The organism is uncultured Winogradskyella sp. (assembly GCF_947498005.1).
Lineage (GTDB): Bacteria > Bacteroidota > Bacteroidia > Flavobacteriales > Flavobacteriaceae > Winogradskyella.
The window spans coordinates 1-221 of the sequence record NZ_CANMIW010000044.1; the positions used below are offsets into that span (position 1 = coordinate 1).

Consider the following 221-nt stretch of genomic DNA (forward strand, 5'->3'; position numbering starts at 1 on the left):
TCAGCTCAAGGCTGTGATGATGGTACGGCTACGGCAACTCCTTCTGGTGGTACTGCTCCTTATACTTATTTATGGTCAGCGAATGCTGCCAACCAAACTACAGTTGCTATTACTGATCTATCGGAAGGCACTTACTCGGTAACAATTACGGATGCTAATGATTGTACAACTTCACAAACTATTACTATTTCTTGTACTGATGATTGTGATACAGCAACCAC

The 221-nt window shown here is 42.1% G+C and carries 1 protein-coding gene; it reads left to right on the forward strand.

Annotated features, from left to right (window positions below; translation table 11 throughout):
• Nucleotides 1-221: hypothetical protein (locus Q0891_RS17265; protein ID WP_299103586.1), on the forward strand; the 221-nt coding region annotated here is incomplete at both ends.